Raw genomic sequence first — 9,982 nt, forward strand, 5'->3', positions numbered from 1 at the left:
AAACGGCCGGGGGAACAGCACCCGTCGCCCGCGTCCTGGGCTGGCACCGCCGCTTCTGGGCGGCCTTGGAAGGCACCGGCACGTCCCGCAACGGGTCTACGTATTACCTCATTCTCGGGTCCACCCTCGCGCTCACCGCCATCGGCATCATGATGGTGCTCTCCGCCTCGAGCGTGGAAGCCATCGCCGCGGGGGAGTCGCYGTACTCGGCCGCCCTCAAACAGGGACTCTTCGCGGCCATCGGCGTCTTCGTGATGCTGGTGCTCTCACGGGTGAACGTGGTGTGGCTTAAGCGCGTCGCGTGGCCGGCCATGATCCTGGCCGTCATCCTGCTTGGACTCGTCCTCCTGGTCGGGCGCAGCACCCTCGGCAACCAGAACTGGATCGACGTCGGCCCCTTCACGTTCCAGCCCTCCGAGGCGGCCAAGCTCGCGCTGGCCCTCTGGATGGCCACCGTGCTCAACCGCAAGGCCCGATACCTCAGCGAATGGCGGCACGTCCTGGTCCCGGTGGTCTTCCCCGGCGCCGCCGCCATCCTGGGCCTCATCCTCGCCGGTAACGACCTCGGCACTGCGATGATCGTCATGATCATCATGGCCGCCGGGCTGTTTTTCGYCGGGGTCCGCCTCTACCTGTTCGCCATCGCCGGAGCCGCCCTGTCGATCGGAACAGCCATCCTGGCCGTCACGAGCCCCAACCGCATGTGCCGCATCCTGTCCTGGACCGGACAGACCTGTGCCGACGGCTCCGACCTGAACTACCAGTCCACCAACGGACTCTACGGCCTCGCCTCCGGAGGCTGGTTCGGAGTCGGGCTGGGCCAAAGCCGGCAGAAATACAGCTGGATCCCGGAAGCCCACAACGACTTCATCTTCGCGATCATCGGCGAGGAGCTCGGCCTCATCGGCACCATCGTCGTCCTGGCCCTGTTCGCCGTCCTGGGCACCGCGATCTACCGGGTCGTTGTGGCCCAGCAGGACCTCTTCCACCGCGTCCTCGCCGGAACGATCATGGTGTGGCTGCTCGGCCAGGCCACCGTCAACATGGCCGTTGTCACTGGCCTGCTGCCCGTGATCGGGGTGCCCCTGCCGTTTATCTCCTACGGCGGCTCGGCGCTGCTCATGTCCCTGTGCGCCATCGGCGTAGTGTTATCCCTGGCCCGCGCCCAGATGGCTCCGACCATGCAACCGAAAAAGCTGATCAAGTTCGGGCCGGCCGGTTTCGCCACGGTTCTGCGCAAGCAGGCCGCCTCCCGACGGGCCGCCAAGCAACCGGCCCCAAAGGCCCCGGCTAAACCCCGTAGCCCGGGCCCGGCGTCCGGAACCCGGAACCCCGCCACTAAGAACCCCGCACGAAAGCGTACCTAGCCTCCCATGAAGACCGATTCGTCCCTGTCAGTCGTCCTCGCCGGCGGCGGTACCGCCGGGCATATCAGCCCGCTGCTCGCCATCGCGGGAGCCATCCGGGAGGTCCGGCCCGAGGCCCAGCTCCTGGCCGTCGGCACCCCCGGCGGGATGGAAGCCCGGCTTGTGCCGGCCGCAGGGCTGGAACTGGCCACCATCAGCAGGGTCCCCTTCCCACGTAAACCATCGATGGAACTGCTGCGACTGCCCGGAAAACTTGCCGGTGCCGTCCGGCAGGCCGGGGTCATCCTCGACGACGCCCGCGCGGATGTCCTGGTCGGGGTGGGCGGCTACGTCTGCACCCCGATGTACCTGGCCGCCCGGCGCCGCCGCATCCCGATCGTGGTGCACGAGGCGAACACCCGGGCAGGCCTCGCGAACCGCGTCGGCGCCCGGCTCAGCCACCACGTGGCCGTGGCCTTCGCCGCGACCAGGATCCCCGGGGCACGGCACGTCGGGATGCCGATGCGGCGGGAGATCTCCGGCCTGGACCGCACCGCCGCCCGTGAGGCCGCACGCACCGCCCTCGGACTGGACCAGCACAAGCCCACACTGATCGTCACCGGCGGGTCATCCGGCGCGCAAAGCATTAACCGCGCCATCGCCGCGTCCGTCTCCGCCCTGGCCGACGCCGGGATCCAGACGCTGCACATCACCGGCCGCGGCAAGACCGTCCACGACGCCGAGGGCAGGCCGTTGGCCGCACCCGGCTACCGCCAGGTCGAGTACGTGGACGGTATGGAACTGGTATACGCGGCCGCGGACCTGCTGCTGGCCCGCGCCGGCGCCGCCACCGTCTGCGAGGTCGCCGCCGTTGGCGTTCCCGCCGTCTTCGTCCCGCTCCCGATCGGCAACGGCGAGCAGGCGCTGAACGCCGCCGGGCTGGTGGACGCCGGCGCCGCCCTCCTGGTCGAGGACAGCGGCTTCGACGCCACGTGGATCGGCGAACACATCATCCCCCTCCTGCGCGACGGCGCCCGGCTCGCCGGAATGGCCGCGGCCGCAGAGAAGCTCGGTGTCCGGGACGCCGACAAACGGATGGCGGCCCTGGTCCTCGACGCGGCCCGCTCCACGCCCCGGACCTCACCGGGAACGGCCGGGACTGAACACGAACACTGAACACGAACACGAACACCAGCACCACTGAACACGAAGCAGCACTGAACAGCAGGCAGGAAGCGGTACAGCAATGACCCAGGCCCAGAACGGCACCCCGCCGACGGCGCACACCCAGGACTCGCTGGGACGTGTGCACTTCATCGGCATCGGCGGCGTCGGCATGTCCGCCGTGGCCCGCATTATGGTGGCCCGCGGTGTGCCGGTCAGCGGCTCGGATGCCAAAGACCTCCCGGTGATGGGCGAACTCGCCGCGGCCGGGGCACGGATTGCCGTCGGGTACGACGCGGCGCACCTGGGCGACGCGCAGACGGTGGTCGCCGGCTCGGCCATCCGCCCGGATAACCCCGAACTCGCCGCGGCCCGCGACGCCGGGCTCCCGGTGCTGCACCGCTCGGAGGCGCTGGCCGCCACGATGGCGCAGGACACGGCCGTCACAGTGGCCGGCACCCACGGGAAATCGACCACGACCTCGATGATCACGGTGCTCCTGCAGGGCGCCGGACTGGATCCGTCCTTCGCTATCGGCGCCAACGTCCCGGCGCTCGGCGTCAACGCCGCGTCCGGTACGTCCCCGGTGTTCATCGCCGAGGCCGACGAATCGGACGGCTCCTTCCTCAACTACCGCCCGCAGATCGCCGTGGTCACCAACGTCGAACCGGACCACCTGGACCACTACGGCACCGCCGAGGCCGTCTATGCCTCCTTTGACCGCTTCACGGAGCTGCTGCCCGCCGACGGGCTGCTGGTGGCCTGCGCCGACGACGCCGGCGCCCGTGCCCTGGCGCTGCGCACCCGGGAGCGGGGCACCACCCGCGTGGTCCTCTACGGGACCGCGCCGGATGCGGACGTGCTCCTGCACGACGGCGGCCCGGGCGACGTCCGGATCTCCACACCAGCCGGAAGCTTCGCCGTCGACCTCCAGGTGCCTGGCCGACACAACGCGCTGAACGCCGCCGCCGCCTTCGCCGTGGCGCTTGAGCTGGGCATCGCCCCGGCTGCCGCCGCCGGCGCGCTGGCCACTTTCTCCGGCGCCTCGCGCCGCTTTGAATACAAAGGCAGCGGGCGCGGCATCCGTGTCTACGACGACTACGCCCACCATCCCACCGAGGTGCGGGCAGCCCTCGCCGCGGCACGCTCCGTGGCCGGCGAACACCGGGTGCACGTGCTCTTCCAGCCCCACCTGTTCTCCCGGACCAGGGAGTTCGCGCACGAATTCGCGGAAGCACTCAATGCCGCCGACACCGCGCTGGTCCTGGACATCTACCCCGCCCGCGAAGATCCCATTCCYGGAGTGACCAGCCAGCTGATTGCCGATCACCTCAGCGCCGGCGGCCGGCTCGTTGCCGGCACGGATGCGGTCTCCGCCGTCGTCAACGCCGCAGCGCCGGGGGACATCATCCTCACAGCCGGCGCCGGCGACGTCACCGCGTATGGCCCGCGTATTGTCGAGGCCCTCACGGCGGAGGCACCGGGTGACTAGTTCGCGGCGGCCCGGCTACCCCTCAGGCCAGCGGGGACCGGACACCGGAGGGCCCCACACGGGACACGATGACGTCATCTCCGCCTCGAAAGCAGGACCGGACGTGGCGGCCACCGGCAACGGTGGCGGGAACACTCCGGGACCGCAGCGCGGCAATGTGCTGGCGTTCCCGGAACCGAGGGCCAAGCGGCGGCGCCGGATTGTGCTCACCACCGTCGGCGTGGTGGCCCTCCTGGTCGCCGCAATCGTGGCGGCGGCCCTGTATTCGCCGTGGCTCGCCGTGCGCACCGTGACTGTCGAAGGCAACCGGATGCTGACCACCCAAAAGGTCACGGCCGCCCTGGCGCCGCTGCAGGGGAAACCCCTGACACAGATCAGCGACGACGAGGTCACCGCGCTGCTGCGTCCGCTCGTGCAGGTCAAGGCCGTCACCACGCAGGCCCGGCCGCCCTACACACTTCAGGTCCGGATTACCGAGCGAGTTCCCGTGGCGCTGGTCAAGAAGGGGGATGCCTACCAGCTGGTCGATGTTGACGGCATCCAGCTCAGCACCACCAAGGACCCCGGTACGGTGAAGCTTCCGGTCATCGACGCCGGCCGCGGCGCTTTGGCCAAGGATCTCTTCCACGCCATCACGGCCGTCCTGGGGGCCCTGCCGCCGGATGTCCTGGCCCGGCTCTCCGACGCCTCCGCGAAGTCCGCCGACGCCGTCGAGCTCAAGCTCGTGGACGGGCAGACGATTGTGTGGGGCAACGCGGGGGACAAGGAACTGAAGGCGCGGGTGCTGGCGGCACTGCTCAAGGTCCCGGCAGATCCGAAAAACCCCGTGGCGATCTATGACGTCAGCGTGCCCAGGCACCCGGTAACCCGGTAGCCGGCGATTCCTTACATTCGGCCCTGCACGGGCGATAGTGCAAAAGGTGCCGGGCCGGAACATGGTCCGCCCCGCAGGGCGGCAAACAAGTACGGCAGCAGAAACAGAGCGGCATTTACCGGGTATTCCCGCGACACGCGGAGCCGGTTATTGAATGTCCTCGGCATAGGAAATAGCGTCACAACAAGAGTTACTTGACATAACTCTAACCTTCAACTCGAAGGTTAAGGTTCAGGTCTCAAGCCCAACTCCATCAGTTTTCGCAATAGAACACGAACAAGGGACACGTAACGTGGCAGCTCCGCAGAATTACTTGGCCGTCATCAAGGTCGTCGGCATCGGCGGCGGTGGCGTGAACGCAGTCAACCGAATGATCGAGGTCGGTCTTCGCGGCGTCGAATTCATCGCCATCAACACCGACGCGCAGGCGCTGCTGATGAGCGATGCCGACGTCAAGCTCGACGTCGGACGTGAGCTGACCCGCGGCCTGGGAGCCGGTGCGAATCCTGAGGTTGGCCGGCAGGCTGCCGAGGACCACGCCGACGAAATCGAAGAGGTCATCCGGGGCGCAGACATGGTCTTCGTGACCGCAGGCGAGGGCGGCGGCACCGGCACCGGCGGCGCGCCCGTCGTGGCCCGCATCGCGCGCTCCCTCGGCGCCCTGACCATCGGCGTCGTCACCCGCCCGTTCACCTTCGAAGGACGCCGCCGCGCCGGCTCCGCCGAAGCCGGCATCGACGCCCTGCGCGACGAGGTCGACACCCTGATCGCCGCGGAACTGGCCATCGCCTCGCCGCTGCTCGAAGCGTCCATCGATGGCGCCCACGGCGTCCTGCTCTCCATCCAGGGTGGCTCGGACCTCGGCCTGTTCGAAATCAACGAAGCCGCCCGCCTGGTGCAGGAAGTGGCACACCCGGAGGCCAACATCATCTTCGGCGCCGTGATCGACGACGCCCTGGGTGACGAGGCCCGCGTGACCGTGATCGCCGCAGGCTTCGACGACGTCAAGGCCACGTCGCCGTCCATGGACCAGTCGCAGCCTGCTCCGGCGCGTCCGGTGGCAGCTGCCCCGGCACCCGCCCAGGCACCCGCTTCGGCACCGGCGCAGCCCATGCACGCCGGCGTCGGCGCCTCCGGACTGAGCAACTGGGGCCAGCAGCGGCCCTCCGCTGTTCCGGCGGACTCCGGGTTCGACCTCGACCTGCCTTCCGTGGTCGAGCCGGACCTCTCCGGCCGCCACTCGGACGACCTGGATGTGCCCGACTTCCTGAAGTAGTCCCGGGCCTGCATTCAGCAAGCAGCAATCAGCACCATGGCACTGCCTCCGGCAGTGCCATGGTGCTTTCTAGGGTTACGGTGTTTGGTATGGCTTTTATGATGATTCCGTCTCCCACAGGGATGGTGCACTAAGTGTTCTCATGGCAAGCGGAGGTACGGCCCGGCGTCTGGGTGGCGTTTACTGACGTGGGAGCAGGCAATCTGGCGCTCCATGTCGGGGATGGCCCCGAGGCGGTGCATCAGCGCCGCAGGGCACTTGAGCAGGCCGCGGGCCTGGGCTCCCGCACCTTCCAGTACATGAACCAGGTCCATGGCCGCGAGGTGGCGGTCCTGCCGGCCGGGCAGCCTGCACCGGAGTCCGGCAAGGGTCCGGCGCCGACCGCCGACGCCATGGTCTCCACCGGCCAGCCAATGGCCGTTATGGTGGCGGACTGCGTACCGATCGTGCTCGCGGGGGAGGGCGCTGCCGGCGCCCCGGTGCTCGGTGTTGTCCATGCTGGCAGGCCCGGCCTGGCTAACGGGGTTGTGCCCGCGGCGGTGGCGCAGATGCAGGCGCTGGGAGCCACGGGCATCAGCGCCTGGATCGGCCCGTCCATCTGCGGCAAGTGCTACGAGGTTCCGGAGGGGATGCGCGCTGACGTCGCGGCCGTTGTCCCGGACGCCTGGTGCACCACCTCCCAGGGCACGCCCGGCCTGGACCTGCCCGCAGGGGTGCGCAGCCAGCTGGAGGCAGCGGGAGTGAGCGTCGAATACTCCGGCGGCTGCACGCTGGAGGACGCGGACCTGTACTCCTACCGTCGCAACAACCAGACGGGCCGGTTCGCCGGGCTGGTCTGGACTGCGCCCGCGGCAACGGGAGCAACGACGTGACCGCGCCCGCCGCGAACGGCGACCCGCGGCTCGCCGAGCTGCGCGGAAAGCTTGAGGCTGTCAGGCAGAGGATCGACGCGGCGGTAGCCGGCGCCGGGCGGCCGGGCCCTGCGCCCCAACTGATTGTTGTCACCAAGTTCCACCCGGCCGACGACGTCGCCCGGCTGGCGGCGCTCGGCGTTACCGACGTGGGGGAAAACCGCGACCAGGAAGCCGCCGGGAAAGCCGCCCGCCTGCACGAGTTGCCGCTGCGCTGGCACTTCATCGGCCAGCTGCAGAGCAACAAGGCTAAGTCCGTCGTGAAGTACGCCCACGCCGTGCACTCCGTAGACCGCGCCCAGCTGGTCACCGCGCTGGATAAGGCCGTGCTCGCCGAGCAGGACCGCACCGGCCGCGCCAACCTCGACTGCTACATCCAGGTCAGCCTCGACGGCGCCGCCGACGGCCACCGCGGCGGGGCGCTGCCTGCGGACGTCCCGGCGCTGGCCGGACTGGTGGCCTCGGCCGCCGGGCTGCGGCTGGCCGGCGTGATGGCCGTCGCGCCGCTGGGCGCCGCCCCGGACGCCGCATTCGAAAAACTCGCGGGGATCTCCGCCAGGCTCCGCGCCGACCATCCGCAGGCCACGGGCATTTCCGCCGGGATGAGCCAGGACCTCGAGGCCGCCATCCGTTTCGGAGCGACACACCTTCGAATTGGCTCCGATATTCTCGGTCCGCGCCCGGCGTTGGGGTAGGTTCAACGTATTGGAAGGTAATGGCGGGGATTCCAATGAAGTGATTCAGGTCAGTGACTCCAGTACTGTCAGGTCACTAAGCGGCCCGCACACGGACACGATTAGGAGTCGACCATGGCTGGCGCTCTGCGCAAGACAATGATCTATCTTGGGCTCGCTGACGGCGACGAACACTACGAGTCCGAGCATCACACACTGCACAAGGATGAGGACGATTCGATGGAGCACGACCGCGAGGAGCGCCGCGCCCCGGCCCCCATCCGCGAAGCCCCCCGGGACGAGCCCTACGCCGCTGAAGAGGAATACCGCGCACCCGTGACACCGATCAAGCGAGCGGCCGCGAGCCGCGAAGAAACCACCGGCCTCCGGCAGATCACCACGATCCACCCCCGGTCGTACAACGATGCCAAACTCATCGGTGAGAGCTTCCGCGACGGCATCCCCGTCATCATGAATGTCACCGACATGGGCGAAGCCGACGCCAAGCGCCTGGTCGACTTCTCCGCGGGCCTGGTATTCGGCCTGCGCGGCAGCATCGAACGGGTGACCAACAAGGTGTTCCTGCTCTCGCCGTCGTACGTCGAAGTGATTGGCGACGACAAGAAGGCCAGCGAAACGACGGCCTCCTTCTTCAACCAAAGCTAGTCCGGGATTCCGGTTCGGATGCCAGGCAGGGAAACCTGCCTGGCATCCGTGCTGACGGATCCGTGTTGGAATAGACGTGGTGGAATAGATGGGCAAACAGTCAGGCTACTGCGGTATCCGGAATGATCATGGAGATATGAGCTAACTCATGGGAATTGTTTTCGGACTCATCTATATCGCGCTGCTGCTGTTTTTCGTGGCCCTGATCATCCGGCTGATCTTCGACTGGGTTCAGATGTTCGCCCGGAGCTGGCGTCCGCGCGGTGTAGCGCTCGTCACCGCCCACACTGTCTACTCCGTCACAGACAAACCCCTCAAACTGCTCGGCCGGATCCTCCCGCCGCTGCGGCTCGGCGGAATCTCGCTGGACCTGGCGTTCCTGGTGCTCTTCCTGGCCGTGTCCGTGGCCATGGGAATCGCCAGGTACTTCACCTACGCGCAGCCGATCGCCACATGACCGGCCGGCGGACCACGACCGCCGGCCAAAAAGATAAAAACTCCGGTTTGACACTGCGGTGTTGAATTAGAGGAACCAGACCATATTTAGGTACCGTAGTTTTGACGGCCGGAAGGCCTACTGACTAACTAGACCAACGAGGTGACCAGATGGCTTTGACGCCAGAAGACGTTGTCAACAAGCGCTTTCAGCCGACCAAGTTCCGCGAGGGCTACGACCAGGACGAAGTTGATGACTTCCTGGACGAGATCGTCGTCGAACTGCGACGCCTGAACCAGGAGAACGACGAGCTCCGCAAGAAGCTCGCCGAAGCCGGTTCCGGCACGGCCGCCAGCTCCGCCGCTGGCGCTCCCGTTGTGGAGAAGGTGCCTGCACCCGTCAAGGCCGAGAAGGAAGACCGCGCCAAGGCAGAAGCCGAAGCAAAGGCCGCCGAAGCCGCTGAAGCCGCCAAGAAGAAGGAAGCCGAGAAGGCTCCCGCCCCGGCAGCAGCCCCGGCTCCCGTCGCCGCCACCGCGTCCGCCGAGTCCGCCGCAGGCCTGCTGGCCATGGCGCAGCAGATGCACGACAAGCACGTCTCCGACGGCGAGCAGCAGCGCGACAAGATCATCGCCGAAGCGCAGATCGAAGCCAGCAGCCTGGTCAACGACGCGCAGGAAAAGTCCCGCAAGATCCTTGGTGCCCTCGAGCAGCAGCGCTCCGTGCTGGAACGCAAGGTCGAGCAGCTCCGCGGCTTCGAGCGCGACTACCGCTCACGCCTGAAGGCCTACATCGAAGGCCAGCTGCGCGACCTGGACGCCCGTGGTTCGGTKGCGGCCCCCGAGGTCGAAGCCAACTAGGACGTTTTACCCGTATTCTGAAAGCCGGTGGCWGAGGACTCCTCCGCCACCGGCTTTTGGCATTAACCGCCGCCTCCCGGCCTCCCTCGCGGGAAGCGCCCGCCGGTGGTACGCCTCAGCCACCACCGGCACCGGAACGAAAGCACTATGACTGACGCACCAACCCCAGACGCCGCCCAGCCCGCGGACGCCGCCCAGCCCGCTCCCGTGGAAGCACTGCCGACGCGCCGGCCGCGGCGGGCGACGCTGCTCACCCTTTTCGCCGGGTTCGCGGTGTTCGCCTACG

General features: G+C 68.1%; 10 protein-coding genes. All 10 read left to right on the plus strand.

The annotated features are described in order from the left end of the window. Nucleotides 1–35: 35 nt before the first annotated feature. Nucleotides 36–1,367, plus strand: a complete 1,332-nt coding sequence (gene ftsW / locus AC1DHD_RS13670; RefSeq protein ID WP_476880246.1) for a putative lipid II flippase FtsW — start codon at nt 36–38, stop codon at nt 1,365–1,367. A 6-nt stretch (nt 1,368–1,373) separates the two neighbouring features. After that, nucleotides 1,374–2,522: an undecaprenyldiphospho-muramoylpentapeptide beta-N-acetylglucosaminyltransferase gene (gene murG / locus AC1DHD_RS13675; protein ID WP_476880237.1), complete on the plus strand. Its 1,149-nt coding sequence runs from the start codon at nt 1,374–1,376 to the stop codon at nt 2,520–2,522. 70 nt (nt 2,523–2,592) lie between these two features. After that, complete coding sequence (gene murC, locus AC1DHD_RS13680) at nt 2,593–4,002, plus strand: UDP-N-acetylmuramate--L-alanine ligase (RefSeq protein ID WP_476880238.1); 1,410 nt, start codon at nt 2,593–2,595, stop codon at nt 4,000–4,002. Continuing rightward, complete coding sequence (locus AC1DHD_RS13685) at nt 3,995–4,876, plus strand: cell division protein FtsQ/DivIB (protein ID WP_476880239.1); 882 nt, start codon at nt 3,995–3,997, stop codon at nt 4,874–4,876. Before murC ends, AC1DHD_RS13685 begins: the two co-directional genes overlap by 8 nt. 292 nt (nt 4,877–5,168) lie before the next feature. Then, nucleotides 5,169–6,152: a cell division protein FtsZ gene (locus tag AC1DHD_RS13690; RefSeq protein WP_476880240.1), complete on the plus strand. Its 984-nt coding sequence runs from the start codon at nt 5,169–5,171 to the stop codon at nt 6,150–6,152. Between the two features lie 134 nt (nt 6,153–6,286). Then, nucleotides 6,287–7,024, plus strand: a complete 738-nt coding sequence (locus AC1DHD_RS13695; protein ID WP_476880241.1) for a purine nucleoside phosphorylase YfiH/LACC1 family protein — start codon at nt 6,287–6,289, stop codon at nt 7,022–7,024. Next, nucleotides 7,021–7,758 (plus strand): YggS family pyridoxal phosphate-dependent enzyme, encoded by a 738-nt coding sequence (locus AC1DHD_RS13700; RefSeq protein WP_476880242.1) that lies wholly within the window; start codon nt 7,021–7,023, stop codon nt 7,756–7,758. The genes AC1DHD_RS13695 and AC1DHD_RS13700 overlap by 4 nt, the downstream gene beginning before the upstream one ends. A 114-nt stretch (nt 7,759–7,872) precedes the next feature. After that, nucleotides 7,873–8,403, plus strand: coding sequence for a cell division protein SepF (locus AC1DHD_RS13705; RefSeq protein WP_476880243.1), 531 nt, complete (start codon nt 7,873–7,875; stop codon nt 8,401–8,403). A 148-nt stretch (nt 8,404–8,551) separates the two neighbouring features. Beyond that, complete coding sequence (locus tag AC1DHD_RS13710; protein WP_476880244.1) at nt 8,552–8,860, plus strand: YggT family protein; 309 nt, start codon at nt 8,552–8,554, stop codon at nt 8,858–8,860. A gap of 149 nt (nt 8,861–9,009) precedes the next feature. Further along, the gene (locus tag AC1DHD_RS13715; RefSeq protein WP_476880245.1) at nt 9,010–9,696 is read left to right on the plus strand and encodes a DivIVA domain-containing protein; all 687 of its coding nucleotides are present in this window, start codon (nt 9,010–9,012) and stop codon (nt 9,694–9,696) included. Nucleotides 9,697–9,982 lie beyond the last annotated feature (286 nt).

This window comes from Arthrobacter sp. 05L45_2 (assembly GCF_056397525.1).